Genomic DNA, 24,960 nt, shown 5'->3' with positions numbered 1-24,960 from the left:
GACGGAACTGGGGGAGTTTTGACGCACGCGCGACTCGATCATGTGGAAGAGGACTCCGCGCGCGGCATCGTGCGCGCGCCGGACCTTGCCCGAGTAACCATCCTGGCCAAGCACACGCAGGTAGACATGGCTATTCCGGTGGATGTGCCGGTCGCCCTCGTCATCCCCAGCGTGGTCGACATGGTCGCGCAGCACAGCCGCTCGAATGATTTCGACAACGACGGCGAACGCTACGAACCCGCCGAATGGGTGCTCGCCCGCATCGGCCACCCCCCGTTCTCGAACTCGCTGAGCCTCGGCGAACAAGGCGTACGCGACGGCGAACTGCTGATGCTGGAGAGCGCCTCGCACGCGGCGCCGACGCCCCTGTTCGACGACATCATGTACAACGTCGCGGTCGCCGACGCCGAGCACTACCGCAGCTGGACGCCGAAGACCGCCCGCGTCACCGGTTCGGTGCTCGCCGCGCTCACCATGCTGGTCGGCTGCTTCGGCCTGCTGGCCGCGCCGGATGCGTTGCCGTTCTGGGTTTCCGGATCGCTCGCATTGTTCGTCGCGATCCTCTGCGTGGTGGCGGGCACGGTGCTGAGCCGCATGTACCGCGACGCCTCGGCCGCGCTCGTGCTCGCCGGCTGCGCGCTGCCGACCGCGTTCACCGGCGGCATGCTGCTGGTGCCCGATCACTACGGGGCGGCGCATCTGCTGCTCGGATTCGCGCTGCTCGGTTCCATCGCGGTACTCGCCTGGCGCGTCACCGGCATCGGCCTCGCGCTGTTCATCGGCGCGGCGACCGTCTCGGTGTTCGGCGTGCCCGCGGCCCTGGTGGGGCTGCTCGCCGATCAGCCGGTCAAGGCGATCGGCGCGGTCGTCGCCGCGCTCGGTCTGGCCGGACTCTCACTCGCGCCGCGTGTTTCGATGCTGCTGGCCAAATTGCCGTTGCCGCCGGTCCCCTCCCCCGGCACCCCGATCGATCCGACCGAGGACGATCCGGACGACCACCGCGCCCTGCCGACCCTCGACGCCCTGCGGGCGCGGTCGGAACGGGCCCGTAACTACCTCGCCGGCCTGGTCAGCGCGACCACGCTGGTCACCGTCGCCGGCGCGCTGCTGGCGACCGACGCGGGCTCCGAAGATCCCTACTGGCCCGGCATCTCGCTCGCGCTGGTGTGCGCGGTGGTACTGATGTTCCGCAGCCGCACCTACGCGGGCGCCGAGCAGGCCATCGTGCTGATCGCGGGTGGCTCGTCGATCGTGCTGATCATGCTGGTCGGCGTCGCGCTCGAAATGCGCCAGCCGCTGGTCGTTTTCGGTGCCGCGCTGGTGATTCTGATCTCGGCGCTGGTGATGGGCCTGATCGTGCCGAACCAGTCCGCGACGCCGCCGATGCGCCGGGCCGTCGAACTGCTCGAGTACGCGTTCGTCGCCGCGGTGCTGCCGCTGGTGTTCTGGGTCGCCGATCTCTACTCGCTGGTTCGCGGGCTGTGAGGCTCGGCTTTCGACTGACGGCCGTTGCTCTGGTCGTCGGTCTGAACGCCGGATTCGGTCTCTACGGCACAGCGCACGCGGACCGGCCGCCGGCCATCGATCCCGGACTGCTGCCCGCGGGAGATCCCGCCGCGCCGCCGGACAAGACCGAGCGCGGCAGCGGTACCAACGGACTGTGCTTCCGCACCCAGGCGAGTACCGCGACGGCGGTGATTCCTCCCAGCCAGCGTTCCCTCGATCTGGAGCGGGCGTGGGAATTCTCGCGTGGCGCAGGACAACTCGTCGCGGTGATCGACACCGGCGTGGAACCCCATCCCCGCCTGCCCGATCTGTGGGCGGGCGGTGACTACGTGGCCGCGGGCGGCAACGGGGCCGAGGACTGCGACGTGCACGGCACCGTTGTCGCCGGGATCATCGGCGCGACCAAGATCGACAACCAGGGTTTCTCCGGTGTCGCGCCCGAGGCCCGCATCCTCAGCATTCGCCAGACCAGCTCCCTCTATCAGTCCGAGGGCGCGGGCCGGAACAAGGGGCCCGACGATTTCCCCGAGGGCTACGGCAAGGTCTCCTCACTCGCGAGCGCGATCCGGCGGGCGGCCGACTTCGGCGCCCGCGTGATCAACATCTCGCTCGTCGCCTGCAACAGCGGTTCCCCGGCCAATGAAGCGGCGTTCGGCGCGCTCGGCGCGGCCGTGCGGTACGCGGCGCTGGAGAAGGACGTGGTGATCGTCAGCTCGGCGGGTAACTCCGACAACGCCTGCAAGTCGGGCAATCCCGGGCCGGACCCGCTCAAGCCCGCACAGGATCTGTGGAGCACGATCCGCACCTATGTGAATCCCGCCTGGTACGACGAGTATGTGCTCTCGGTCGGCTCCATCGGCGCCAACGGCGCACCGTCGTCGTTCACCGTGCCCGGTCCATGGGTCGGCATTGCCGCACCGGGAGAAGGCATTACGTCCCTCGATGCCAGGACCGCCGGCATCTCCGACGGCAAGTACGACAACCAGGGCAAGTACATGGCCTACAGCGGAACAAGTTTCGCTTCGCCGTACGTCGCAGGCGTCGCCGCGCTGGTGCGCGACAGGTTCCCGGACCTGACCGCCAAGCAGGTCATCCAGCGGTTGCAGGCCACGGCCCACGCACCGGCAGAGGGCTGGAATCCGTACATCGGTTACGGCGCAGTGGATCCCGTCGCGGCGCTGACCAACGAAGTGCCGAGGGAACTTCCGCCGAAGCAGGCCAGCCCGGCGCGCAGCCTGCAGCTCGCGGTGCCCGCACCGCCGCCGCCCGCGGACAACACCGCGCGCAACGTGGCGCTGATCGGTTCCGGCGCCATCGGCCTGATCCTGGTCCTCGGCGTCTTGGCGTCGTTCCCGATCCGGCGCAAATTCGGGATGTCGGCCGACGATCTCTGACCTGCTCGACCAAAGAGCAGGGTACGGTCGGCGGGCCAGAGCCCGTCAACCCAGGTAGCCGCATGAATTCGTCAACAACCGACCGTCCACTCACCCGCAGGCAGCGGTGGGAGCGCGCGACCAATCTGCCGTTGATGGCGCTCGCGGTGGTGTTCGTCGTCATGTACGCGTGGCGGGTGCTCGACACCGATGTGTCACCGCGCCTCGATACCGGTCTCGTGCTGGCCGATATCGCGATCTGGGCGGTGTTCTTCGTCGATTTCGTGGTCAGATTGCGGCTCTCGGGCGACCGGTTGCGCTTCCTCCGCAAGCATCCTCTCGACCTGCTGGTCGTGCTCGTACCGCCGTTCCGCCCGCTGCGGCTGCTCCGTGCTTCGCTGCTGCTGCTCGACGCTCTCAACCGCGCGACGCACCCGCGCACCCGCCTGGTGACCTTCGTGGCCACCAGTTCCCTGCTGATCCTGTTGCTGTCGAGTCTGGCCTTCTTCGACGCCGAATACGGCGCACCCGACTCCAAGATCGAGACCTTCGGCGACGCACTGTGGTGGTCGGCGGTCTCGGTGACCACGGTCGGCTACGGCGACGTCTACCCGGTGACCACCGAGGGCCGACTGGTCTCGCTGGTGCTGATGACGCTGGGCATCGGCCTGATCTCCTTCGCCATCGGCACCATGACCAGCTGGGTCGTCGAACAACTCAAGACCGTCGACGACGCCGCCGACCGCGCCGAGAGCATGCTCCGCGAACTGGTCGACGAGGTCAGAGCCCTACGGACCGAGGTCGCCGAACTTCGCTCCGATTCCGCGAAGTCGGCGACCCCGTCCGGCTAGTTCACCGTGGCGACAGGCTTTTTGGCGGGCGACGGATCCGGCGCGACACCGTCGTGCGCGACCATCGCCTCTTCCCGACCCATCGTCGGCCCACCCGCGAGCAGTCCGATGATCGGCCACGGCGCCGGTTCGGCCTTGACTTCCTCCAGGCCGAGCGCCTTGACCGCGTCAGCGTTCTTGACGCCGAAGCGGACGCCGGTATCGGCGATGTAGAACAGGCTGTCCTTGCGGCGGCTGTTCGGTTCGATGCCGGTGGACTGCACGTAGGCGCCGGACGCCGGCGGAATGAAGACGGTGTCCGCGTTCGGGCCCGCGCCGTCGGCCTGCGCGAGGTCGACCATCTTCGCCTTGTCCGGGATCGGCAGATCGATGCCGGTCAGCAAGGTCAGCTCGGCGCGTGCGGTCGCGTCGGTGTTGTCGGTGGCGCCCGCGATCGGCTTCCACGACATGCAGCTGACCGGCTGGTCCTTGGCGGTGATCAGCGTCGGCCGGTCGCGCGGGTAGTCCTGCACCTTCAACGTCTGGACGATGGTCGCGTAGGTGCGGTCGGTCGACTGAATTGTCGTGCCGTTCATCATGGTCGGATAGAAGTTGCGGATGATCTGGGCGGTCAGCGCCGAAATCTCCTGCAGTCCGTTCTGGAGCACCACGTAGTTCTGGTTGGGCTCGTTGAACACCTGGACCACGTCGCCGATCTTGTGGCCGCTCACGTTGTAAGTCGGTGTGCCACCGGGGTTGTCGATGACCGGCGTGATCAGGGGCAGCACTTCGGGAATCGCGTTGAGCAGGCCCTCGCTGATCGGACGCGGAGTCACGCCGGTGATCCCGAGCGCGTGGGTGACGGCCGGATCGTCCATCTTCACGCGGGCACGCTTGCCGTCATAGACCAGGTAGACGGCGTCCTTGCCCTTCACGAGCATGGCCTTGCCCGCATCCACCTTCGATGCCTTGGCGCCGAGATTCGGGTCGCCGGCCAGCACCGACGTGGTCAGATCCGCTGTGCCGTCGGACTTGAGCTGATCGCACACCGTCCAGGTGCGGCCCTTGCCGCCCTTGTCGTAGAGGATCGACGACGGGGCGCCCGGAATACCGATCAGCTGACCGCGCGGCTTCTTCCCGAGCTCGGACTCCTTGACGATCGCCGCCTTGGACGCCTCACCGGCGGCCAACCGGGCCGAGGCCAGGTTCAGCGCGGGATGCACCACATTGTCGACGACCACGTAGACGCCGCCGGATTCCTTGGCGATCAGGATCTTGCTGTCGCCGATCTTGTCCTGCGGGCGCAGCAGCGCGAGCACGCCACAACCTGCGAGGACCACGATGCCGAGCACCAGTCCGACCACGTAGGCACGGGTCTGCGCGCGCATCGGGTCGTGCAGCATGCGCACATCCCGGCGCACCAGGGCGTGCTCCATTCGCCGCACCAGGAAGCGGTATCCGCTGACCTGCCAGCGCGTTGTGGGTTTTGAAGGCATGGTTCCTCCCCCGAACAGTGCTCTCGTCCGGGCAACACAGTACAGTTCCCGGCAGCAGTTGTTCGCATTCGGCCATCGGCCGATCGACAAATGGGTACCTGGGGGAGGAACGAATGGCTGAGTTCACCGGGGCGGGACCGCGCCCGCTGTTCGGTCGGATTTCGCTGCCGCACCTACTCATTGCGCAGGTCCTCGGCCTGATCGCGGGGGTTGTCGCGCTGATCTGCCGCATCGATGCGCTGATGTCGCTCGCCATCGCCGTCGTGGTGGCGCTGGTGCCGCTGATCCCGATCGGCAAGCGCACGATCCTCGATTGGATCTCGACCATCCGCCGGTATTCCGCCAAGCGCGACTACACACTCGGCGACACCGTCGACTTCCGTGACACCGACGGGCGCTCGCTCGGCCTGTACTGGGACGGCAGCCGCGTGGTCACCGTCGTCGAGGTACTGCCGCCGCGCGGCGGGCTGACCCGTATCGCGCGCACCGCCGTGCACGCCTCACACCTGTTGCCGCTGCCCGAACTGGCCGCGTGCCTCAACCAGCACGACATCCTGCTCAGCGGGATCGACATCATCAGCCACGGCCACCGCAGCCGGTCCGGCACCCCCGCGGGCGCGATCTACGAATCGCTGCTCGGCCCGCTGCCCGCGACCGCGCACCGCACAGTGTGGCTCGCGATCAGCTTCGACGCGGTGGCCTGCCCGGATGCGACGGCTCGTCGTGGCGGGGGCACCGACGGCGCTTCCCGCTCGGTCACCATCGCCACCCAGCGGATCATGCGCACGCTCGAAGACGCCGACTGCAACGCGCGCATCCTCACCGCCCCCGAGATCCGCAAGGCCGTACAGCAGATCACCGCGGGTCTCGATCCGCGCACGCTGAGTCAGCGGTGGAAGTACGCCGAGATCGGCAACGCGGTGAACATCGGCAGTGCGGTGGATCCCAAGCAGCTGGGTTCGGATCTGCTCGCCCAGCTGTGGGTCGCGCCGTCGCGGGGTACGACGGTCGCTGTGCGGTTGCGTCCCGGTAGCGACGCCGAATCCGTGAGTGTCGGCGCCGCATGGCGATTGACCGCGCGCGAGCTGCCCGAGAAGACCAAGTCCAAGGGCATGGTGTCGATGAGCGGACGCCATCGCGACGCACTGCTGGCGCACCTGCCGATCGCGGTGCCCGGTGTCGACGACACGATCCCGACCATCGAGTACCCGATCGACGTCATCGGCGCGCTGCACCTTCCGTCGTCGGGTTGCGGGCAGCTGCTGGGCTCCGACGACGAGGGCAACGGCGTCGCCACCAGGATCGTCGGCGCCGGTATCTCCACCGTGTACGTCGCCGGTGAGCTGTATCTGGCCCAGCAGTTGGTGTTCCGCGCGCTCGCTGTCGGCGAGCGGGTGCTGGTGCGCACCGACCGGGCGCAGGCCTGGGAGCAGTTGGTGACCACCGTCGGCAATCCGGAGCGGCTGACCATCGCCGTCGAAACACACCAGTCCGACGCGGGTTTCACCGCGACGGTGGTGGACGGTGTGCTCGCGCCGGCCCCGCACGCCGGTGTCACCACGATCTACCTCACCGGTGATCCGAACGGCTGGCCCGCTTCTCGCCCCGACCTGGAGATCTTCCAGCCGGGAGCGATCGGCAACCGCGTGGTGCTGCGTACGGGAACGACCAGGGTGAACCTCACGCTGGTGTCGATTCCGCGCGAGTCGACCTACATCGGCCAGCCGCGTGGTCAGCGTGCGATGGCGTCGGCCTGATCGATTCGCCGTAGCTCGCGTCACCACGCGGGCGATGTCACCGCCGGCTCAGCCCGGATAGGGTTCCACCGTGCGGGCTGCCCGCAAAGTCGTTCCCCACCAGGCCAATTGGTTCAACATGCGATCGCAAGCGTCGATCGCGGCGTGGTCGTCGGTCATGCCTGCCTTGTCGAAGCGGCGTTTGGCCTGGGCGAAACTCACCGATTCGCGCACCGAGACCATGTGCAGTTCCGCGACCACCTGACGCAACTGCTCGACCGCGCGCAACCCACCCGACAACCCGCCGTAGGACACGAACCCGATCGGCTTGGCCCGCCACTCGTGCTTGGCGCTGTCGAGCGCGGTCTTCAGCGAAGCCGGATACCCGTGGTTGTACTCGGAGGTGACGGCGACGAACGCGTCCGCACCGGCCAACCTGGCCCGGAACGCCTCGACCTCCGGCGTCTCGGTGAGGTCCACCGGCAACGCCAGATCCCGCAGATCGAGCACCCCCACCTCGAATTCCGGCCGCTCCCCCAGCGCGGTGACCAGCCAGCCCGCCACCACGGGCGCGAATCGTTCGGGCCGGGTGCTGGCGACGATGATCTCCAACCGCAGCGGTGCATTCATGCCGCCGAGCTTATCGACCCCGAAATGCCCCGGTACCGGAGCCGCTGACCGGCTCGTGCACGATAGGGCGGTCGGTTTCGTTCATGGGGCGCAGGGGGTCGCACGTGTGATTATCGGACGTTGGCAGTTGGTGGAGACGTTGGGGACGTCGCGGGATTGGTCGATGTTGACCGCGGGTACCGCGCCGCGCGAGTGGGCGTCGTATCAGCGGGCTGTTCCGGCCCGGTTGCAGCCGTTGATCGCGGCCGCGCACGAGACCGGGGCGCCGGTGGAGGAAGTGTTGCCCAAGTCGCGCAATCCCTGGTCGGAGTTGCGGTTTCGGGCCGTGCCGGTGTTGTGGCCGGATTCGTCCGTGCATGCGGTGAAGGTGTGGGTGGGGCCGGAGGTCCCGGCGGACGAGCTTCGGGTCGCGCCGTTCCAGGTCGACGCCTATGCCCGCGTGGTACGTATGCATCCTGCCGGGCTCGGATCTCACTTCGGTTCCGCCCCGGTCGAATACAGCGGTGCCGAATCGTTCGAGCGGGTCGAGCGTTTCGATCGCGCGCTGGAATTCGTTGCCGCGCTGCACCATTCGCAACCTCGGAGTCGCTGGTCGGGCGTTGCCACCGTGCATTCGACGATCGGCCCGCGTTCGCTGCTGGTGGCCGCGCGCAACGGCGACGCCGAGCAGCGGTTCGCGTGGCGCGGCGTGTCCGTCGATGTCACCGACAGTGTCGCCCCGCAACACAAGTCGTTCGAGGCCGCGACGCTGGAATTGCTGCGCGAGTCCCAGCCGGGCCTGTACCTGGTCATCGTCGACACCGCCCAGGTGCGCGCCGTGCGCTGGGTCACCGAGCCGGTGCCGGGGCTGACATGGCGCGGAGTCGACGAGCGAACCGTCCCGCATCCCGAGGACCGGCCCAGAATCGCCGCCCTGCGGGCCGAGGTGCTGGCAGGGGCCACGCGCGCCGGGTTGAGCGGGTTGCGGCTGGCCGCCGAGGCGGGTGGCTGGCTCACCGTCGACGTCGAGGTGTCACCGCTGCCCGGCGGCGGCGCGGCGCCTGCTTTCCTACTCGCTCAGGTGCAGGTCACCGCGCAGCCGGGGTGATCAGGGCAGTTCGAAGGGCAGCGACACCCCGGCGTGCACGCGGCAGCGTTCGCAGGTGCCGGTGTCGTCGACCGCGGTGACCGCACGTCGCATGAGCTCTTTGAAAGGTCCGAGGTTCTTCTTGAATTCGGCGAACACATCGACGGCGTGCACACCGTCGCCCTCTTCCAGACCGGCATCCAAGTCGGTGACGAGAGCGACTGCCGCGTAGCACATTTCGAGTTCGCGAGCGAGAACGGCCTCGGGATGACCGGTCATGTTGACCAGGTCCCAGCCCTGCCCGGCGAACCAGCGGCTCTCGGCGCGGGTCGAGAAGCGCGGGCCCTGAACGACGACCATCGTGCCGGAATCCTCGACCCGGAGGTCACCGGCGGACTTCACCGCGGCGGCGCGCAGATCATCGCAGTAGGGATCGGCGAAGGAGACGTGGACACCGCCGCCGTCGAAGTAGGTCTGCGGGCGACCCGAGGTCCGATCGACGAGCTGATCCGGCACCGCCACGGTGCCGGGACCCCAATCGGCGCGCAGGCTGCCGACCGCGCACGGCGCGAACACCCGGCGCACCCCGAGCGAACGCAGCGCCCACATGTTCGCCTGGTAGGGCAGGGTGTGCGGCGCGAACTCGTGCTGCTTGCCGTGCCGGGGCAGGAAGGCGACGGCGCGGCCCTCGACCTCCCCGATCGCGACCGGCGCACTCGGCGCGCCATACGGTGTGTCGACCTCGACGTGCACCGCGTCGTGGTCGAAGAAGTCATAGAAACCGCTGCCGCCGATGACGGCGAGTGCGGGCCGGGGAAGCGAACTCATAGCGCCGATTCTTCCGCCCGGGCCGACCGCGCGCAGCACCGGGGACCTGTCATCTGACATTTCGACCGCGAAACTGTACCCTAGGGGGGTATTAGTTCGCCACGCGAGCTACCAGGCAGGCGAGGAGACCACGGTGACAACACCCACCCCCGACACCGCGACCGGCGACGAGCACGCGGGCCACGCAGGCCACGGCTACATCACCGCCAAGGACGACTACCTCAAGCGACTGCGCCGCATCGAAGGTCAGTCGCGCGGCCTCCAGCGGATGGTCGAAGAGGAAAAGTACTGCATCGACATCCTCACCCAGGTCTCCGCCATGACCAAGGCACTACAGGCCGTCGCGATGGGGCTGCTCGAGGATCACATCTCACACTGCGTCGTCGACGCGGCGATCGCCGGTGGACCCGAGGCCGAAGCCAAGATCAAAGAGGCCACCGACGCCATCGCCCGGTTGGTCAGGTCCTGACCGGCTCACGAAATCGCCAGTGCGCCCGAGAGCCGTACTGTTCGCCGCGACCACGATGTCGTCGCCGACCTGGTGATACACGGTGAATCCGGAGAACGCGGCGACGTGGACCTGCTCCCGCCACAGGTCCACGCGCCGGTCCGGGCACACATGGTCGGCTCCCCCCAGGACGCCGACCCGGCCCAGTTCGGTGTGGTAAACCGCCGACGGCGCCACACCGTCGGCGAAGACTTCACGTTCCAGTGGCGTCACTGGAACTCAGACCCCCGGTCGACCGACTTCAGCCATCGCCACCACGACGAGCTGTGCTCCACCGGCCCCGGCATCCTCGATGAAGCCGATCGCCTGCGCCTGCGGGCAGATGCAGCCACGCGGGCTCGGCCTGCACCGCTGCCGCCCTGATCCGAATCGACATCGTGATCGCTCCTCGTACCGCACTGGTCCAACGAAATCCAGTGTGCTGCGAGAACGATCGTGCCGGCAGTCCTCCCGCGCCAAGCCTCTGACAATCAGTGCCACGTTGATCAGCCGATGTGTGACTGCCGATATTCGCCGGGCGTCATCCCGGTCTCCTGCTGGAACACCCGATAGAAGTGCCGTTCGGAGGCGAATCCCGAGGCGTAAGCGACCGCTGCGGGCGGATGGCTTCTCGTGCGGGCCAGCAGCTTGCGCGCATGCATGATCCGCAATCTGCGCAGGGTGGTGCTGAGGCTGTCTCCAGTGCCGTCGAAGATTCGGAACAGCGTGCGGCGCGAGATGTGACAGGCCGCGGCCACCTCGTCGACGGTCAATTCCGGGTCGGTGCACCGCTTTCGGAGGTAAACCATGACGTGTTCGCGACTGAGCGCGTCGGCAGGGGCCTCGACAGGTTCGCTCCCCGCGGCGAGCAGCACCGCCGAGCCGAGGAGGTCGAGCGCACTCCTGGCCAGGATGTCGGCCTGTGCGGGCGATTGCGCGCGGACCCGGGCGAGCTCACGAAAGTAGGTGGCCACCACACCCGCCGGGCTGTCCGGAGCAATCGCGGTGGCGGTCGGTATGCGGACCTCGGCGAGACCCGGCTGCAGGCGGAGCAGTCGCGTGGGCACTCGCACGAGCACCTGCTCGTAGGACACGCTGTCGTGCCAGAGCGAGGGCCGCGCGGTGTCGAGGAACGTCATCTCGCCCGGCTTCAGTAGCACCGAGCGGCCGTCTTGGGTGAGCCGGGCATGACCGGCGACCTGAATGCTGACAAGCAGGTATTCCTCGTCGGCACACGCCACATGCGTCTTGGTGCGCCGGAATTCCTGATTCCCACCCGCGAGCGCGGTCAGCGAGAAGTCGGCGACACCGGGCAAGGCACTGCTGGTGAGCCTGCCGAACGTGGGCGCGTCCAATGTGGGATCGAGCGCGAGTGGGAAATACGTCTTCGTCATCAACGCCTCCCACTGCTCGAACTCCGCACTGCGCGGTGTCAGCGCCGAGAACTCCAGCGTCGTCGTTTCGTTCGCCACAGGCGACCTCCGGAAACGAGAATCAGATGCTGCCGTCGTGCGGCATCGCCCAGAAGAATACCCCCGCTCCGCGCCTCGAATGCAATTGCAAATGTACTTACATTCGGTCTTGACCAGGTAAAACCTCCCTGCGCAAGCCTCTTTCAGCACGCTCCGGTACGAGGGCCGCGGACAGCACCCGACACACGTGCGCGCGGTGTACCGGAAGACGTGACCGGGCCGTGTTTACTGGTGGTTGCCAGCAGGATGCTCGTCGACGCGCCACCGGGAGGACACGTCCATGTCTGCCGAATCCGCCGTCCTGTCCGTGCGCTCCGAGGACGGCCGCTCGTTCGTCGTCGAGAACGCCGCGGCCAGCCCCTTCCCCGCCGGATCCCTGATCGTGGTCAGTTGCGCGGGGCGCAGGCAGCTCGGGCTGGTCGAGGAGCGCACGGCGACCGTGCCCGTCGGGTTGCGGGGCAGGTTGATCGGCGAACTCACCGATGACGGGATCGACACCAGAGCCAGTCACGCGTTCGACGGCGGGGAGATCGGCCCCGCCGATCGCGACACCGTCACCGCGCTCCACCACATCACCGGCGCCGAGCTCGAGGTCGGCGTGAGTCTGTCGGCGCCCGGCGGCCCCGCTCGACTGCTCCCCACCCGTTTCAACCGGCATACGTTCTGGTGTGGACAGAGCGGTTCCGGCAAGACCTACGCTCTCGGCGTGGTCCTCGAGCAGCTGATCGCGTACACCGCGCTGCCGATCGTCATCTTCGACCCGAATTCCGATTTCGTCCGCATCGGCGAGGTGATCCCCGGCGCCACCGGCCCCACCGCGCAGGCCCTGCGCGAGCGCGATATCCGCGTCCTGCGACCGAAATCCGAACCACCCGGCCGCCTGCGGGCGAAGTTCATCGACATGCCCTTGACCTCGAAGGCCGCTGTGCTGCAGCTGGATCCGGTGGCCGACAGGGAGGAGTTCAACGAACTGATCCATCTGGCGTCGGCGATGTCCGGCGAAATCCACGATGTCCTGGACAACCTGCGCGCCGTCGAGAACACGGCTCGCCGCCGGCTCGCGATGCGCGTGGAGAATCTGGGGCTGCTCGACTGGGAGGTCTGGGCGGGAGCCGACCAAGCGGTCACCGAGATCGTCGCCGATCGCCCCGATGTGACAGTCCTGGATCTCGGCGGATTCTCCACGCCCGCACAGCAACTCGTCGTCGCCCTGTCGCTGCTCGACGATCTGTGGGCCAAACGCGAGGAACGCCGCCCGGTTCTGCTGGTGATCGACGAAGCGCACAACCTCGCCTCACCCCGACTCGAATCGCCGGTGGCCGTCGCGGTGCGCGAGCGGTTGATCCAGATCGCCGCCGAGGGGCGCAAATTCGGCCTGTGGTTGCTGCTGTCGACACAGCGGCCGTCAAAGGTGCACCCCGGCATCATCTCTCAGTGCGACAACCTCGCCTTGATGAAAATGACCTCCCCCTCCGACCTGGAGGAACTCGGCACCTACTTCGGCTACGCGCCGAGCGGCCTGCTCGCCCAGGCGCCCTGGTTCCGGCAGGGTGAGGCGTTGCTGGCGGGCGGATTCGTCCCGACGCCCGCACTGGCCAAGGTGAACGCCCGGCTGACCCGTGAAGCGGGCGCCGATGTCTCGGTGCCGCTGCGATGACCTCCGGCTTCGTCGCACTGTGGTTCGCGGCCGTCGTCTCAGGCCCCCGTGAGGCCGACGCGCACCGGCTCACGCCGCACGATCCGACCGCTCGGTCCCCGGAGCGGCAGGCGCTCACCGCGGGGCGCGGCCGCGGCGGCCGGGCGCACGGTGCGGCCGAGATCTAGATCGGCGTAGAGCAGTCCCTCGTCACCTTCGGCCAGCGGTGCGGCGAGTTCGAGTCCGCCGGGCCCGAAGATCCGCGAGACCCCGCCACCGCCACGCAGCAGGCGCCGCTCCGGCATCCGCGCGTCGACGACCTCCCAGCCTGCCACCGGCACGACCGCGACGGGCGCGATGACATGGGTCGATCCGTCCATCGCGTAGCGAACACTGGCGGCGGTATTGAGATCGGGCCCCCATTCCTTGCCCTCCCCGTAGTACACGGTGAAGCCCGACCACGCGGCGACGTGGAGCTGCTCGCGCTGATCGTGCATCTGTCCACGCAGGTCGGCACGGAGATGATCGGCGCCGCCGAGTACACCGATCCGGCCGTGCACGGTGTCACGAACCAGCGGTCCCCCACCGGGCGCGGCATTGAAGACAGTGCGCTCGAGCCCGGTGGGTTCCGCCTTGCGAGCGACGGCGATGGTGCCGTCGGCATCGATCAGCGCCTGGGACATGAAGACCTCGTGTCCGGCCCGCTCGGCGAAGCCGATCGAGACGTGCACGCCCGTGCGCCGGGCGGCGTAGGCGATGGCGCGCAGTTCGGGGCCATCGGCAGTCAGCGCGTTGGCCAGATACCTGGCCAGGAATTCCTCGCCCCAATCGACCGAATTGAGCCACATCCACCACGGGAATCCGGGCAGGAATGTCTCCGGAAAAGCAATCACTTGCGCGCCGCCACGTTCGGCCGACGCGATGTATTCGATTGTCTGTTCGACTCCGGCAGACAGATTCAACCACTTCGGCTCGGCTTGCACCGCTGCCACGCGTACCCGACTCATCGTGCCCCCTTGTCGCTCAACCAGTGAAGAGTGTTCAATTCACTCTCTCGCAGAATGGCGCCACACAAACTGTCATCCCGTGCCAGCCGACTGACGGTCTGTGCCAATCCGCCGATTGCGATGAGTTTCGCCGAAGGTCTACCGAATATCGCGCGAGAACAGCGGTATCAGATAGACAGCGCGCTCGACGCGAGCATGCGGAATTCGCCGGGAGTCATCCCCGTCTCCAGCCGGAAGGCCCGGAAGAAGTGTCGCTCGGAGGCGAAGCCGGACGCGAGCGCGACCGTCGCGGTCGCCCGGCCGGGGTCGCGGGTGAGCAGGGTGCGCGCGCATTCCACCCGCATACGCCGCAGCACGGCGCTGAGTCCGTCTTCCACATCACCGAAGAGCCGGTACAGCGTTCGACGCGACACCAGACAGGCACGGGCGATGTCGTCGATGGTCAGGCCAGGGTCGGCGCACCGGGTCCGCATGAAGGACAGCACCTGCTCGCGGGACAGTGCCTGCGCGGGCTGACCCGACGGGATCTCCCCCGAGGCCAGTCGGACCGCGGAGGCGAGCAGTTTGACCCCGTTGTCGGCCAGGACAGTCGCATGGCCGGGAGCGCTCTGCTGGATACGGGCCAGATCGCGAAAGAAGCCGGCGACCGCCCCACCCGCGCTGTCGGCGGTGACCGTCACCGCGGTCGGCAACGGGGCACCACCCGGGCCGAGCTGCTGACGCAGGACCTCGAGTGGCGTCTGCACCACGACTTGCGCCCACGGACCCTCCAGCTCCCAGTGGTATGGGCGCGAGGTGTCGTAGAAGACCATGTCGCCGGGGCGGACCGAGGCGACTCGATCGTCTTGGTGCAGCAGTCCGGAACCTTCGGTCAGGATGGAGACCAGGAGGAATTCACCGTCGGTCTTCGCGATTCCGCGCGGGGTGCGGCGGATGCGCTGGCCGCTCGCGCGGACCGTCGACAGATCGAAGCCGGGGTGACTGCTGCGCTCGATGCGGCCGTGGAAGGTGCCGTCACCGCTCGGATCCGCCATCAGCGGGACGTAACTCTCCGACAGCAGCGACTCCCATTCGGCAAACGATTCGCGTGCTCCGGCGCGCGACTGCGCGATCTCCATGCCAACCACCTCGCTTCCTATCCGAGTCGAACAGCAAACAGTTGGCGTCGCACAATCGTCGGGCTCGCCCGTGGCCGAGCCTGCCAGATCAACCGTCCAATTTCCATCAGTTGTTTCCGAATGGGATGGTTTGCCGACATCGGAAATGCGTCTAGCACTGCCGATTCCAGCGGATAACCGACCCGGGTCTTTCAATATGAAACATCCATGTGAGGCACATCACCTAACCCGGCTTGACGGCAATCGTCAGCCGATATCGGCGCCGGAACGAGCTACTACTCGGTACTCACCCGGCGTCATACCTGTCGCCGCGTGGAACGCACGGTAGAACTGCCGCTCGGTGGCGAATCCCGATGCGGTCGCCACCGCGGCGATCGAACGGAAGTCGCTCGCCACGAGCAACACCCGCGCCCGCTCCAACCGCATTCCGCGCAGGACCGCCCCGAGCCCGCCCTCGAATTCCGCGACCACCCGATAGAGCGTGCGCCGCGACACCCGGCAGCCGTCCGCGATCCGTTCGATCGTCAGTTCGGGGTCGGTGAAATGGGCGCGCAGATAGTCCAGCACCTGCTGCCCGTTCACCGCCGCGATCTGCGCCCGGCCGGGCCGCTCGCCCGCCGCGATGGTGGCCGCCGCACCGAGGAGGTCGATACCGCTGCTCGCGAGCACCGCCGCCGACGCCGGATCGGTGCTGTGCAGCTGGGCGACCTGGCGGAAGAATCTGGCCAGCATCAACCCGACGCCCCCTTCCCCGATCACCATCCCGGCAGGCAGCAGATCAGCACGGATACCCAGGTAGTCGACGACCTGCTGCCGGGGCACCCGGACCGTGAGATCCTCGATCAGGCCCTCCGAGCGCCACCGAATCGGCTGTGCGGTGTCGTAGAAGATCATCGCGCCCGGTGCCAGCTCGACGCGATTGCCCGCGTGCTCCACCTGGGCGTGGCCGGCGAGCACCACGCTACCGATGACGTGGAAATCGTCGGCCCTGGCGATATGCCTGCGCGTGCGGCGCAATTCGTGACCCTCGGCCACCACGGTGCCTACAGAGATGTCCCCGAAATCGGCCGACCTGATCCGCCCCTCGAACGCGCGTGACACAGTGGGCGCGATCGACACCTCGGTGATCGCGCCGGCGACCAGCTGTTCCCAGTGCGCGAAAGCGTCCGGCGGCGCGATCTCCGCGGTCGAGCAGATCTCGGGAAATCCTTCGAACGACGTCATCGCCCGACGTCGCTATTCCACCGCGACAGGGCGCACGCTCGCCCCGAATTCAGCTGACGCCATTCGTGTCTCCGCCATGATCGCTGCCACTCGTCGAATGCGGTGACCGAGGAAGTATCCATCGTCTGGGAAATCTAGCATCGCCCCCGATTACCACACCGATAACGTGAGCGCCGCCACCACAACTCGGCGGCCGAGACAAGAAAATTTCCTTACTTTCTTCGACTAGGGAAAGTCTCGAACAAATATCGGATCGCCACTCGACAGTTCAGGTGTCACAGAATTCGGTGAACGGATACGGCTATTAATCGCCGCAGCAACCGCCCTCTGGCACCGGCACAGTTCTGGATTCCCGGGTTTGGGCATTACGCGCGGCGAGGTCGGCGTCGGCCGGATAGTCGACGGCGATGAGGCTCAAACCGTGGGCGGGAGCTACCGTCACCGAGCTGGAACGTGCCGTCTCGGCGAGCAGGGACGTAGTCCATTCGGGGGCGCGGCGGCCCTCGCCGACCGCGAGGACGGCGCCGACGAGGCTGCGGACCATCGACCAGCAGAAGGCATCGGCGCTCACGTAGGCGGTGAGCAGGTCGCCGTCACGTTCCCAGTCGAAGCGCTGGAGTTCGCGGATGGTGGTCGCGCCCTCGCGACGTCGGCAGAAGGCGGCGAAGTTGTGCAGGCCCAACAGGTTTCGTGAAGCGGCGCGCATGGCCTCGAGTTCTACGCCGGGCTTGCACGGCACCACCCCGCGCGCCTGCAACGGCTGGGCGCCGTAGGGGGCGGTGGTGAGCCGGTAGGCGTAGTGGCGGCGCATCGCGGAGAAGCGGGCGTCGAACTCGGGCACAGCGGTACGGATTTCGGTGATCCGCACGTCCTTGGGCAGGAACTTGGCCATCCGGTACAGCAACTTGTCGGCGTCGAACTCGGACTCGGTGTCGAAGTGCGCGACCTGTCCCTCGGCGTGCACGCCCGCGTCCGTGCGGCCGGCGACCGTCAGCTGCAGCGGCTCACGCAATACCTTCGACAGCGACTCCTCCAGCACGCCCTGCACGGTGCGCAACCCCGGCTGACGTGCCCAGCCGGTGAAATCGGTGCCGTCATAACTGATCCCGAGCCGCACCCGAGTCATGCCATCCTCCTGAATTCGCACGCGGAAAAGAACCGAGCCCGCCACCCACGAAGGGTGACGGGCTCGGCAGAACTCCTGAGAATCAGGCGTCCTTCTTGTCCTCGGTGGCCTCGTCGGCGGCCGGGGCGTCAGCCACGGTCTCGTCGGCGACGGTCTCCTCGACCTCAGCGGCCGGGGCCTCTTCGGTCTTCTGCGAAGCGGCGACGCGACGGGCCCGATCGGCCTCGTTGGTCACGGTCTTCTCGCGGACGAGTTCGATGATGGCCATCGGCGCGTTGTCACCCTTGCGCGGCAGCGCCTTGGTGATACGGGTGTAGCCACCCTCGCGACCCTCGAACGAGGGGCCGATGTCCGCGAACAGGACGTGCACGACGTCCTTGTTGCGGATGTCCTTCATGACCTCACGACGGTCGGCAAGGCTGCCGCCCTTCGCCTTGGTGATGATCTTCTCGGCGTAGGGACGCACCGCCTTGGCCTTGGCCTCGGTGGTCGTGATCCGACCGTGCTCGAAAAGCGCCGTGGCCAGGTTGGCGAAGATCGCCTTCTGGTGCGACGCCGAGCCGCCGAACCGGCGGCCCTTCTTGGGCTTGGGCATTGTGGGTTTCTCCTGGGCGTATTAAAGCTGTTCGGTTTCGGCGTAGTCCTGCTCGCCGCCGTCGGTATCACTGAACGTGCCGCTGTCGCTCCACGTTCCGGTGCTCGCGTCGTAACCCACCACGGAGGACGGGTCGAACGACGCCGGGCTGTCCTTGAGCGAGAGGCCCAGCGTGTGCAGCTTGACCTTCACCTCGTCGATGGACTTCTGGCCGAAGTTGCGGATGTCGAGCAGGTCCGACTCGGTGCGGGCAACGAGCTCGCCCACCGTGTGCACACCCTCGCGCTTGAGGCAGTTGTAGGACCGGACGGTGAGGTCCAGGTCCTCGATCGGCAGACCGAACGAGGCGATGTGATCTGCCTCGGCCGGGCTGGGGCCGATCTCGATGCCCTCGGCTTCGACGTTGAGCTCACGGGCCAGGCCGAAGAGCTCGACCAGGGTCTTACCGGCCGAAGCCAGCGCGTCCCGAGCCGTGATGGAGTTCTTGGTCTCCACGTCGAGGATGAGACGGTCGAAGTCGGTGCGCTGCTCGACACGGGTGGCCTCGACCTTGTAGGTCACCTTGAGCACCGGGGAGTAGATCGAATCCACCGGGATCCGGCCGATTTCCGCGCCGGTCGCCTTGTTCTGCACGGCGGGCACGTAACCGCGGCCCCGCTCGACGACGAGCTCGATCTCGAGCTTGCCCTTGTCGTTCAGGGTGGCGATGTGCATGTCCGGGTTGTGCACGATGACGCCGGCAGGCGGAACGATGTCACCGGCGGTGACGGTGCCCGGGCCCTGCTTACGCACGTACATGGTGACCGGCTCGTCCTCTTCGGAGGACACGACCAGGCCCTTGAGGTTCAGGATGATGTCGGTGACATCTTCCTTCACGCCGGGGACGGTGGTGAACTCGTGCAGGACGCCGTCGATGCGGATGCTCGTGACCGCGGCCCCCGGGATGGAGGACAGCAGGGTACGACGCAGCGAGTTGCCGAGGGTGTAACCGAAGCCCGGCTCGAGGGGTTCGATGGTGAACTTCGAGCGGTTCTCCGCCACAACCTCTTCGGTCAGTGTCGGACGCTGGGAAATCAGCATGAGGATCTACTTCCTGTTCAGGGCATCCGCTATTTGATGCCTCGTCAGTGATTGCGGGGGTCGCCGCGTAGCGACCCCCACCGTTAAGCGATTACTTCGAGTAGTACTCGACGATGAGCTGTTCCTGCAGCGGCACATCGATCTGCGCGCGCTCGGGCAGCTGGTGCACCAGGATGCGCAGGCGGCCGGGGACGACCTGCAGCCAACCGGGAACCGGACGGTCGCCGACGGTCTCGCGAGCCACCTGGAACGGCAGCGTCGGGAGCGACTTCTCCTTGACATCGATGATGTCGTACTGGGAGACCTGGTAGCTGGGGACGTTCACCTTGACACCGTTGACGATGAAGTGACCGTGGCTGACCAGCTGACGGGCCTGACGACGGGTACGGGCCAGACCGGCGCGGTACACGACGTTGTCCAGACGCGACTCGAGCAGACGGAGCAGGTTGTCGCCGGTCTTACCCTTGAGGCGGTTGGCCTCTTCGTAGTAACGACGGAACTGCTTCTCCATGACGCCGTACGAGAAGCGAGCCTTCTGCTTCTCCTGCAGCTGCATGAGGTACTCGGATTCCTTGATCCGCGCGCGGCCGTGCTGGCCGGGCGGGTAAGGACGACGCTCGAACGCCTGGTCGCCTCCGACGAGGTCGACGCGCAGACGACGCGACTTGCGGGTGATGGGGCCTGTATAACGTGCCATTTTGAGCTTTTTCCTTTCCCGCTATTAGACGCGACGCCGCTTGGGCGGACGGCAGCCGTTGTGCGGCTGAGGAGTGACATCGGAGATCGAGCCGACCTCCAGGCCGGCGGCCTGCAGCGAACGGATCGCGGTCTCGCGGCCCGAACCCGGGCCCTTCACGAACACGTCGACCTTCTTGACGCCGTTCTCCTGCGCCTTGCGGGCAGCGTTCTCGGCAGCGAGCTGCGCGGCGAACGGGGTGCTCTTACGCGAACCCTTGAAACCGACGTGACCCGACGACGCCCACGAGATGACATTGCCCTCGGGGTCGGTGATCGAGACGATGGTGTTGTTGAACGTGCTCTTGATGTGCGCGTGGCCGTGCGGGATGTTCTTCTTATCCCGGCGACGCGACTTCTGAGTCTTCTTCGGGCCAGCGGCCCGGCTCTTCGGAGGCATACGCTATCCCTACTTCTTCTTGCCGGCGACGGTCTTCTTCGGACCCTTGCGCGTACGCGCGTTGGTCTTGGTGCGCTGACCACGAACGGGCAGGCCACGACGGTGGCGGATGCCCTGGTAGCAGCCGATCTCGATCTTGCGACGAATATCGGCCTGAACCTCACGGCGCAGGTCACCTTCGACCTTGTAGTCCGAAGCCTCGATGTACTCGCGGAGCTTCGCCAGGTCGTCGTCGTTCAGGTCCTTGGAGCGCAGGTCGGGGCTGACGCCCGTCTCGGCCAGGATCTGGGTGGCGCGGGTGCGCCCGATTCCGAAAATGTAGGTCAGCGCGATCTCCATGCGCTTTTCGCGCGGGAGATCAACGCCCATCAGACGTGCCATGTGGCAGGTTCCTTAATGGTTGCGGAGGTCTGCTCCCCGTCCGTCCCCCCGTCTTCACAAAGGTGGGGGCACCGGCCTCCGTGCCGGTGGATGGCGCGCACAAGTACGTGCGTGCTGGAACTGGGAGTGCTTCTTTCGGTCAGTCCGATCAGACGATCGGTGCCCGGTGGTGAGGCTGTATCAGCCCTGACGCTGCTTGTGGCGCAGGTTGTCGCAGATCACCATGACCCGACCATGACGGCGGATCACCTTGCACTTCTCGCAGATCTTCTTGACGCTCGGATTAACCTTCACGTCAGTCCAATCTTGTATTGGTCCACACAGGTGGTGTGAACACAGTTTTTCCCCAGCCAGAGGACCGGGGAAGTCTGGTGTGCGTCCCGTTGCCGGGACACTGTGCGACGCCGCGCGCCGGTGAGGCTCGCGACGCCGTCAGGCATCACTTGTAGCGGTAGACAATCCGGCCGCGTGAGAGGTCGTACGGCGACAGCTCGACGACCACGCGGTCTTCCGGAAGGATACGAATGTAGTGCTGCCGCATCTTTCCGCTGATGTGCGCGAGAACCTTGTGACCGTTCTCGAGCTCGATCCGGAACATCGCATTGGGCAGCGGCTCGACAACTCGACCCTCGACCTCGATGGCCCCGTCTTTCTTCGCCATATCCTCCGCGATCCCGGTTACGCTCAACCTGAGTTTGATGGCCGTCCGCGTATGTAGCGTCAACCAAGAGCCCGTCGACATGCATGCGAACAGTCGGCGCATAGGTGCACCGCCGCTCAAGCTTACCGGGCCGGGCGGCCAGAGGCAAAAGTGCCCCGAACCGTACACCCTGACCGGGCCCCGTGCCGCACAATCGGGAGGCCTGCGCGCGCGCCGCCCTGAGCACGGTGTCGAGCCACCGGGCGGCCACCACGCCGTGGGGGTTGTCGCGTAAACTCACCGGCGTCGGAGAAGTGGGTCGATCAGATCGGGGGACCCTGGTGAGCGAGGCGTGCCGGTGAGCCGCAACAACGACAGCCTCCCCATGCTGCCGCCGTGGCTGTCGGAGAGCGACGTCACACAGGTCGGTTACGAGGCTCCGGTCGAGAACCTGCCCCAGGACGACGAGATCGACGACGCACCCAAACGCCGCCGCTTCATGGGCGGGCGCGGTGACGACGCGCCGCGCAAGGAAAAGGGCAGGCGCCGCCGCAAGGATCGCGAATCCGAGGAAGAGGCAGCCACCCCACGTCCGGGCGAGGCTGTCGACCAGCGCCGCCCCGCCGAGCCGACCCACCAGTCCGGTTCCGGCTGGTCCACCCCGCAGCAGCCCGCCGACCCGCTGATCCCCGGCCCGTCCCACCAGCAGCCCCGCCGCGACGAGCAACCGCGTCCGCAGCCCACCTACGAGCAGCCCGCACCCCAGACCGGCCGCGACGCGTCGCAATACCAGCAGGCCGCGCCCGCACAGCCGAACGCCGGGTGGCCACAGCCGAACGCCGGGTGGCAGGCCGCCCCGAACCCGCTGACTCCCCCGGTCAACGCGCCGTTGTCATCGGCGGATCCGGCACCGCGACCGGACACCAACGGTCCGTCGTCGATTCCGGGGCCCTCGGCCGCGGATCCGGCGCCGTGGGCAGGCGGTCAGGCGTCGACAGCGGCTCCGTGGTCGGCAAGTCAGCCACCGGCAGATCACGCGCCGACATCCACCGGCACACCCCCTCCGCTCCCGCCGTCGCCCACCAGCGTGCCCACACACACGGGCCCGGCAATACCCGCGCCGACCAGCGAGGCCGTGGACCACGCCGCGAACGCGCTCCCGACCCGGACGCCCGCGCCACCGTCGACCGGCTTCACCCCGCTCGGCCCGAACCAGCAGCGCCCCGACCTTCCCCCGCCCCCTCCGCTGCCGGACCCGCCCGCGCGTCCGACCCAGGCCCCACCGCGCCTGACCGTCCCGCCGCAGCCGACCACCGCCGAACCCCGGCCGGTCGCCGCCGAACCGCAGCCGACCACCGCCGAATCCCGGCCGGTCGCCGCCGAACCGCAGCCGACCACCGCCGAATCTCGGCCGGTCGCCGCCGAACCTCAGCCGATCGGCGCCGATCAGGCGGTCGAGCAGGCAGACCATGCGCCATCGTGGGTCACCGCGCTTGACGAGGTCGAACAACACGCCACAGACACACCGTCGACACCCGCGCCCAGCGAGGTCGCGCAGTCCGCCGATGTGGAACCACGCCCGCCGTCGTCGTTCCAGGAAGCCGAGCAGGCCACACCGCCTCGTCGCGCAGCTGCCGAGGTGGCCGAACCATCCCCGGCGACGACCGCCGCGGAGGCCACCGAATCGCCGACAACCGGTGCGCGCCACTCGGCCGACGGGCGGTCCGCGCCCGACGAGGACGCGGTCGCGTCACGACACGGGTCGCCGTACAGCTCCGCCGAGTCCGTAGCTCCGCAACAGCCGCCGGCTACCGAGCAGCGGTCGCCGTACGCATCGGGCGAGCGCGTGCCGCCGTCGGCTTACCCCGCGACGCAGTACAACTCGGTCCCCGGTGACCCGACACCGGTCGCGCCGACGCATGCGCCGGATGGGCGGACCGAGGTGTACCGGTCCGATGATCCACGGCTACAAGGCAGTGCGCCGGGTGAGCACGGGCAGGCGAATCGGCAGGGTGGCACGAACCCCGCGGAACAAGCACGCGCCGCGCAGACCGGGTATCGCTCGGGTGAATTCGTGCAGGCGGCCGACACCGCGTCGCCGTATCCCCGCCCCGACGGCACCCCGGCCCAGCACCAGCAGCCCGACGGTCTGCCCACGTACGGTCCCGACGGCGTCGCCCAGCGGCCCGAGGGCGCGGCACCGCAGTATCGGCCCGATGCCGCACCCGCGCAGCAGCCCGACGGCGCCCCCGTGCAGCAGTATCGGCCGGACGGCTCCCCCGCTCCGCACTATCAGCAGCCGAATCAGGGGGCGCAGCAACAGTTCCCGCCGAACGGTCCGGCCCCGCAGTACCAGCCCGACGGCACGCCCGTTCCGCAGTACCAGCCCGACGGCACGTCGGCACAGCAGTACCAGCAGCCGCAAGGCCCCGGTCAGCAGTACCAGCCCGACGGCACGCCCGCGCAGCAGTACAACCAGCCCAACGGGCCCGGCCCGCAATACCAGCCCGACAGCACACCGGCACAGCAGTACCAGCAGCCGAACGCGCCGCAGCAGTACCAGCAGCCGGGCAACTACCAGCAGGGCCACCAGCAGCCCTACGGCCAACCGGGTTGGGGCGCACAGCCACAGGGCTACCAGCCCTCGCTCGACGACGTCCCGGTCAAGCGCGCCAAGAAGGCTCCCGGCAGTGGTTGGCGCAAGGCCGTGCATCACGTGTCCGGCGGTGCGATCAACCCGGGGATGTCCGCCGAGGAGCTGCGTCTACAGGAACTCGTGGCCCGTATCCGCCAGCCTGTGCGCGGCGACTACCGCATCGCGGTCCTCTCACTGAAGGGCGGCGTCGGCAAGACCACCACCACCACCGGTCTCGGCTCGATCTTCGCCTCGATCCGAGGCGACCGAGTGATCGCCGTCGACGCCAACCCCGACTTCGGCACCCTGTCGCAGCGCGTCGCCATCCAGACCCGCTCGACCGTGCGCGACCTGCTGCTCGACCCGGCGATCCAGCGCTACTCCGATGTCCGCAGGCACACCTCCCAGGGCTCGAGTCGCCTGGAAGTCCTTGCCAGCGAGCGCGATCCGGCTGCGTCGGAGGCGTTCAACGACGAGGAATACCGGGCCGTGGCCCGCATCCTGCAGCGCTTCTACAACATCATCCTCACCGACTGCGGCACCGGTCTGATGCACTCGGCGATGAGCGGCGTCCTCGACCTCGCCCATTCGCTCGTGCTCATCTCCTCGGCCGCCATCGACGGCGCCCGCAGCGCCGCCGCGACCCTGGACTGGCTGTCCCTGCACGGCCACGACCATCTGGTCCGCAACGCGGTGGTCGTGATCAACCTCCCGCGCGAGGGCTCACCGAACGTCGGTGTCCAGCAGCTGCGCGAGTACTTCCTGTCCCGCTGCCGCGCCGTTCACATCATCCCGTTCGACGAGCACCTCTCCGAGGGCGCCGAGATCGACCTGCACCGCTTGCACAAGACCACCAAGCGCGCGTACGTGGAACTGGCGGCGACGGTGGCCGACGAGTTCGGCGTCCACCACCACCGCCTCGGCTGACACGCACGACACACCACGCCCCGCGGGGCGTG

General features: G+C 67.7%; 23 protein-coding genes. 8 read left to right on the top strand and 15 right to left on the bottom strand.

From position 1 onward, the window contains the following. Window positions 1-18 precede the first annotated feature (18 nt). The 3 genes from eccD to ACWDXS_RS26385 all read left to right on the top strand — a co-directional run bounded on the left by eccD (window position 19) and on the right by ACWDXS_RS26385 (window position 3,730). A complete protein-coding gene (gene eccD, locus ACWDXS_RS26395) occupies window positions 19-1,485 on the top strand; it encodes a type VII secretion integral membrane protein EccD (RefSeq protein WP_378993600.1) in 1,467 nt (488 codons plus the stop codon). Next, window positions 1,482-2,900 (top strand): type VII secretion-associated serine protease mycosin, encoded by a 1,419-nt coding sequence (gene mycP / locus ACWDXS_RS26390; RefSeq protein ID WP_449969588.1) that lies wholly within the window; start codon window positions 1,482-1,484, stop codon window positions 2,898-2,900. Before eccD ends, mycP begins: the two co-directional genes overlap by 4 nt. Before the next feature lie 62 nt (window positions 2,901-2,962). Next, window positions 2,963-3,730, top strand: coding sequence for a potassium channel family protein (locus ACWDXS_RS26385; RefSeq protein ID WP_378993602.1), 768 nt, complete (start codon window positions 2,963-2,965; stop codon window positions 3,728-3,730). Here the strand turns inward: ACWDXS_RS26385 and eccB are convergent. Then, a complete protein-coding gene (gene eccB, locus ACWDXS_RS26380; RefSeq protein WP_378993603.1) occupies window positions 3,727-5,205 on the bottom strand; it encodes a type VII secretion protein EccB in 1,479 nt (492 codons plus the stop codon). The two genes, ACWDXS_RS26385 and eccB, sit on opposite strands and share 4 nt — an antisense overlap. A gap of 113 nt (window positions 5,206-5,318) precedes the next feature. Here eccB and eccE point away from each other — a divergent pair, with 113 nt between their 5' ends. Then, window positions 5,319-6,962 (top strand): type VII secretion protein EccE, encoded by a 1,644-nt coding sequence (gene eccE / locus ACWDXS_RS26375; protein WP_378993604.1) that lies wholly within the window; start codon window positions 5,319-5,321, stop codon window positions 6,960-6,962. A gap of 48 nt (window positions 6,963-7,010) precedes the next feature. Here eccE and ACWDXS_RS26370 read toward each other — a convergent pair whose 3' ends face one another. Then, the gene (locus tag ACWDXS_RS26370; protein WP_449969583.1) at window positions 7,011-7,571 is read right to left on the bottom strand and encodes an NADPH-dependent FMN reductase; all 561 of its coding nucleotides are present in this window, start codon (window positions 7,569-7,571) and stop codon (window positions 7,011-7,013) included. Window positions 7,572-7,626: 55 nt separating this feature from the next. Here ACWDXS_RS26370 and ACWDXS_RS26365 point away from each other — a divergent pair, with 55 nt between their 5' ends. Then, window positions 7,627-8,658 carry a GAF domain-containing protein gene (locus ACWDXS_RS26365; RefSeq protein ID WP_449969625.1) on the top strand — a complete coding sequence of 344 codons (1,032 nt, stop codon included), beginning with the start codon at window positions 7,627-7,629 and terminating at the stop codon, window positions 8,656-8,658. On the opposite strand, the gene ACWDXS_RS26360 is transcribed toward ACWDXS_RS26365, so the two are convergent. Further along, window positions 8,659-9,465, bottom strand: a complete 807-nt coding sequence (locus ACWDXS_RS26360; RefSeq protein WP_378993607.1) for an S-methyl-5'-thioadenosine phosphorylase — start codon at window positions 9,463-9,465, stop codon at window positions 8,659-8,661. Between the two features lie 133 nt (window positions 9,466-9,598). On the opposite strand from ACWDXS_RS26360, the gene ACWDXS_RS26355 reads away from it, so the two are divergent. Next, window positions 9,599-9,934 (top strand): metal-sensitive transcriptional regulator, encoded by a 336-nt coding sequence (locus ACWDXS_RS26355; RefSeq protein ID WP_378993608.1) that lies wholly within the window; start codon window positions 9,599-9,601, stop codon window positions 9,932-9,934. Between the two features lie 524 nt (window positions 9,935-10,458). Here ACWDXS_RS26355 and ACWDXS_RS26350 read toward each other — a convergent pair. After that, complete coding sequence (locus ACWDXS_RS26350) at window positions 10,459-11,424, bottom strand: helix-turn-helix domain-containing protein (protein ID WP_449969580.1); 966 nt, start codon at window positions 11,422-11,424, stop codon at window positions 10,459-10,461. Window positions 11,425-11,704: 280 nt separating this feature from the next. On the opposite strand from ACWDXS_RS26350, the gene ACWDXS_RS26345 reads away from it, so the two are divergent. Then, on the top strand, window positions 11,705-13,081 hold the full coding sequence (locus ACWDXS_RS26345) for an ATP-binding protein (RefSeq protein WP_378993610.1): 1,377 nt from the start codon (window positions 11,705-11,707) through the stop codon (window positions 13,079-13,081). A 38-nt stretch (window positions 13,082-13,119) separates the two neighbouring features. Here ACWDXS_RS26345 and ACWDXS_RS26340 read toward each other — a convergent pair whose 3' ends face one another. From ACWDXS_RS26340 to infA, 11 genes are all read right to left on the bottom strand, one after another. Continuing rightward, window positions 13,120-14,067 carry a nitrilase-related carbon-nitrogen hydrolase gene (locus ACWDXS_RS26340; RefSeq protein WP_378993611.1) on the bottom strand — a complete coding sequence of 316 codons (948 nt, stop codon included), beginning with the start codon at window positions 14,065-14,067 and terminating at the stop codon, window positions 13,120-13,122. Window positions 14,068-14,234: 167 nt separating this feature from the next. Then, window positions 14,235-15,185 carry an AraC-like ligand-binding domain-containing protein gene (locus ACWDXS_RS26335; RefSeq protein WP_449969575.1) on the bottom strand — a complete coding sequence of 317 codons (951 nt, stop codon included), beginning with the start codon at window positions 15,183-15,185 and terminating at the stop codon, window positions 14,235-14,237. 246 nt (window positions 15,186-15,431) lie between these two features. Continuing rightward, window positions 15,432-16,409, bottom strand: a complete 978-nt coding sequence (locus ACWDXS_RS26330; protein ID WP_449969572.1) for an AraC-like ligand-binding domain-containing protein — start codon at window positions 16,407-16,409, stop codon at window positions 15,432-15,434. A 304-nt stretch (window positions 16,410-16,713) separates the two neighbouring features. Then, complete coding sequence (truA, locus tag ACWDXS_RS26325; RefSeq protein ID WP_379315348.1) at window positions 16,714-17,526, bottom strand: tRNA pseudouridine(38-40) synthase TruA; 813 nt, start codon at window positions 17,524-17,526, stop codon at window positions 16,714-16,716. A 91-nt stretch (window positions 17,527-17,617) separates the two neighbouring features. Continuing rightward, window positions 17,618-18,130 carry a 50S ribosomal protein L17 gene (rplQ, locus tag ACWDXS_RS26320; protein WP_378661942.1) on the bottom strand — a complete coding sequence of 171 codons (513 nt, stop codon included), beginning with the start codon at window positions 18,128-18,130 and terminating at the stop codon, window positions 17,618-17,620. Window positions 18,131-18,151: 21 nt separating this feature from the next. Further along, on the bottom strand, window positions 18,152-19,210 hold the full coding sequence (locus ACWDXS_RS26315; protein WP_056818293.1) for a DNA-directed RNA polymerase subunit alpha: 1,059 nt from the start codon (window positions 19,208-19,210) through the stop codon (window positions 18,152-18,154). A 91-nt stretch (window positions 19,211-19,301) separates the two neighbouring features. Further along, window positions 19,302-19,907 carry a 30S ribosomal protein S4 gene (gene rpsD, locus ACWDXS_RS26310; RefSeq protein ID WP_301904992.1) on the bottom strand — a complete coding sequence of 202 codons (606 nt, stop codon included), beginning with the start codon at window positions 19,905-19,907 and terminating at the stop codon, window positions 19,302-19,304. A gap of 24 nt (window positions 19,908-19,931) precedes the next feature. Further along, on the bottom strand, window positions 19,932-20,345 hold the full coding sequence (rpsK, locus tag ACWDXS_RS26305) for a 30S ribosomal protein S11 (protein WP_019045110.1): 414 nt from the start codon (window positions 20,343-20,345) through the stop codon (window positions 19,932-19,934). Window positions 20,346-20,354: 9 nt separating this feature from the next. After that, entirely contained in the window at window positions 20,355-20,726 is a 372-nt protein-coding gene (gene rpsM / locus ACWDXS_RS26300) for a 30S ribosomal protein S13 (RefSeq protein WP_067448181.1), read from the bottom strand. A 180-nt stretch (window positions 20,727-20,906) separates the two neighbouring features. Further along, complete coding sequence (gene rpmJ / locus ACWDXS_RS26295) at window positions 20,907-21,020, bottom strand: 50S ribosomal protein L36 (RefSeq protein ID WP_056818299.1); 114 nt, start codon at window positions 21,018-21,020, stop codon at window positions 20,907-20,909. A gap of 145 nt (window positions 21,021-21,165) precedes the next feature. Further along, complete coding sequence (gene infA, locus ACWDXS_RS26290; protein ID WP_003418601.1) at window positions 21,166-21,387, bottom strand: translation initiation factor IF-1; 222 nt, start codon at window positions 21,385-21,387, stop codon at window positions 21,166-21,168. Window positions 21,388-21,724: 337 nt separating this feature from the next. Between infA and ACWDXS_RS26285 the strand changes: the two genes are divergently transcribed. Then, window positions 21,725-24,928, top strand: a complete 3,204-nt coding sequence (locus tag ACWDXS_RS26285) for a nucleotide-binding protein (RefSeq protein WP_449969565.1) — start codon at window positions 21,725-21,727, stop codon at window positions 24,926-24,928. Window positions 24,929-24,960 lie beyond the last annotated feature (32 nt).

This window comes from Nocardia sp. NPDC003183, assembly GCF_053590715.1.
Note: the sequence above shows the minus strand (reverse complement) of the source record. Positions and strands in the feature narration are given on the sequence as shown.

Bases quoted from the DNA above. Each gene is read 5' to 3' on its own strand.
- ACWDXS_RS26315 (WP_056818293.1), bottom strand. From the start codon at position 19,210: ATGCTGATTTCCCAGCGTCCGACACTGACCGAAGAGGTTGTGGCGGAG.
- ACWDXS_RS26340 (WP_378993611.1), bottom strand. From the start codon at position 14,067: ATGAGTCGGGTACGCGTGGCAGCGGTGCAAGCCGAGCCGAAGTGGTTG.
- eccB (WP_378993603.1), bottom strand. From the start codon at position 5,205: ATGCCTTCAAAACCCACAACGCGCTGGCAGGTCAGCGGATACCGCTTC.
- rpsK (WP_019045110.1), bottom strand. From the start codon at position 20,345: ATGCCTCCGAAGAGCCGGGCCGCTGGCCCGAAGAAGACTCAGAAGTCG.
- ACWDXS_RS26335 (WP_449969575.1), bottom strand. From the start codon at position 15,185: ATGGAGATCGCGCAGTCGCGCGCCGGAGCACGCGAATCGTTTGCCGAA.
- ACWDXS_RS26330 (WP_449969572.1), bottom strand. From the start codon at position 16,409: ATGACGTCGTTCGAAGGATTTCCCGAGATCTGCTCGACCGCGGAGATC.
- ACWDXS_RS26385 (WP_378993602.1), top strand. From the start codon at position 2,963: ATGAATTCGTCAACAACCGACCGTCCACTCACCCGCAGGCAGCGGTGG.
- infA (WP_003418601.1), bottom strand. From the start codon at position 21,387: ATGGCGAAGAAAGACGGGGCCATCGAGGTCGAGGGTCGAGTTGTCGAG.
- rpsM (WP_067448181.1), bottom strand. From the start codon at position 20,726: ATGGCACGTCTGATGGGCGTTGATCTCCCGCGCGAAAAGCGCATGGAG.
- eccE (WP_378993604.1), top strand. From the start codon at position 5,319: ATGGCTGAGTTCACCGGGGCGGGACCGCGCCCGCTGTTCGGTCGGATT.
- rplQ (WP_378661942.1), bottom strand. From the start codon at position 18,130: ATGCCCAAGCCCAAGAAGGGCCGCCGGTTCGGCGGCTCGGCGTCGCAC.
- ACWDXS_RS26345 (WP_378993610.1), top strand. From the start codon at position 11,705: ATGTCTGCCGAATCCGCCGTCCTGTCCGTGCGCTCCGAGGACGGCCGC.
- rpsD (WP_301904992.1), bottom strand. From the start codon at position 19,907: ATGGCACGTTATACAGGCCCCATCACCCGCAAGTCGCGTCGTCTGCGC.
- ACWDXS_RS26360 (WP_378993607.1), bottom strand. From the start codon at position 9,465: ATGAGTTCGCTTCCCCGGCCCGCACTCGCCGTCATCGGCGGCAGCGGT.
- ACWDXS_RS26370 (WP_449969583.1), bottom strand. From the start codon at position 7,571: ATGAATGCACCGCTGCGGTTGGAGATCATCGTCGCCAGCACCCGGCCC.